The sequence below is a fragment of the Mesorhizobium sp. M0998 genome (assembly GCF_040318885.1).
GTDB lineage: Bacteria > Pseudomonadota > Alphaproteobacteria > Rhizobiales > Rhizobiaceae > Mesorhizobium.
Genome location: NZ_JAMYND010000110.1, coordinates 1 through 1,417, shown reverse-complemented (window position 1 = coordinate 1,417; position 1,417 = coordinate 1). Strand labels below are relative to the sequence as shown.

The following is a 1,417-nucleotide window of genomic DNA, read 5'->3' as shown; positions in this document are numbered from 1 at the left end:
ACGGCATGATGGGGTGGACGGCGCCCGACGGCATCGGATGTGCCAGAATGAGTTCGTTGAGATCTCAAACAAGGGAGCCGTCCGTGGAACACCTTATCCGTATTGGCATGGATACGTCCAAGAGTGTTTTTCAGCTGCATGGTGTCGACGCTGCGGAGCGTTCGGTGCTGGTGCGTAAATTGCAACGGCGGGCGGTAGTCCCGTTCTTCGCCAAGCTTGCGCCGGTGAGGATCGGGCTGGAGGCGTGCGGTGGCTCGCATTACTGGGCGCGCACGCTGTCGGGGCTGGGTCATGAGGTGGTGCTGATCGCGGCGCAGCACGTGAAGCCGTATGTGCGGCGCGGCAAGCATGACGCGGCTGACGCCGAGGCGATCTGCGAGGCGATGAGCCGGCCCAGGACACGCTTTGTTGGGATCAAGAGCGGCGAGCAGCAAGCGGCGCAGATGCTGTTTGGGGTGCGCGAGCAGCTGGTGCGGCGGCGCACGCAGCTTTCCAACACGATCCGCGGCTACGCAGCCGAATTCGGCCTGGTGGCCGCACAAGGCCTTGCCCGCATCGAGCCACTGCTGGCCCGCATTGCCGGCGACGCGACGGTGCCGGCGCTGGCAAAGGAACTGCTTGAGACGCTCGGCGAGGAATACCGCGCGGTGTGCGCGCGATACGCGGCAATCGACAAGAAGCTGTTGGCCCATCACCGCAAGGACGAGACTGGACAGCGGCTGGCTGCGATGCCCGGCGTCGGGCCGGTCGTGGCGAGCCTGCTCGGCGTCAAGGTCACTGATGCGACAGCGTTCGGTTCGGGACGCGACTTCGCGGCGTGGCTGGGGCTGACGCCGAAGAACCATTCGACCGCCGGCAAGAACCGGCTGGGGGTGATCACGCGGGCCGGCGACGAGATGCTGCGGCAGGCGCTGGTGGTGGGCGCGACGGCCCACATCCAGCAGGTGCGTCGCGGCCGCGCCAAGGCCTCGCCGTGGCTGGCGGCGTTGATTGCGCGCAAGCCGCCGAAGCTGGCGGCTGTGGCGCTCGCCAACAAGACCGCCCGTATGGCCTGGAAGATGATGATCACCGGCGAGCCGTACCGTTGCGGCCTGGCGGGCAGCCTGACGCCTCCTCGCCGCCCTCAAGGCCGCTTCGCGCCGCCTACGGCGGTGGCCTGCGGCCAGCCCTGACCGCGGCTCAGCACGGCGCTGACATGCCCGGATAGGCCGCAACGGAGGAACACCGAACACAAGCTCTTGCAACGGAAGGAAGATGGCGTGATCGATCGATCCGTGACGCGCGAAACTCCGAGGGATCCATTGGCCAACGAAACCGCTGGCATGATTGGAACGGGCGTCGCGAACCCCACCTTGGCCAGCGGCCGCAAGGACCGTGCTCAAAGGCCGGACATATGGACGCAAGCGATCGAAAACGA

The 1,417-nt window shown here is 66.7% G+C and carries 1 protein-coding gene; it reads left to right on the top strand.

The annotated features are described in order from the left end of the window. Positions 1-83: 83 nt before the first annotated feature. Positions 84-1,172 (top strand): IS110 family RNA-guided transposase, encoded by a 1,089-nt coding sequence (locus tag NKH59_RS33310; protein ID WP_352475114.1) that lies wholly within the window; start codon positions 84-86, stop codon positions 1,170-1,172. Positions 1,173-1,417 lie beyond the last annotated feature (245 nt).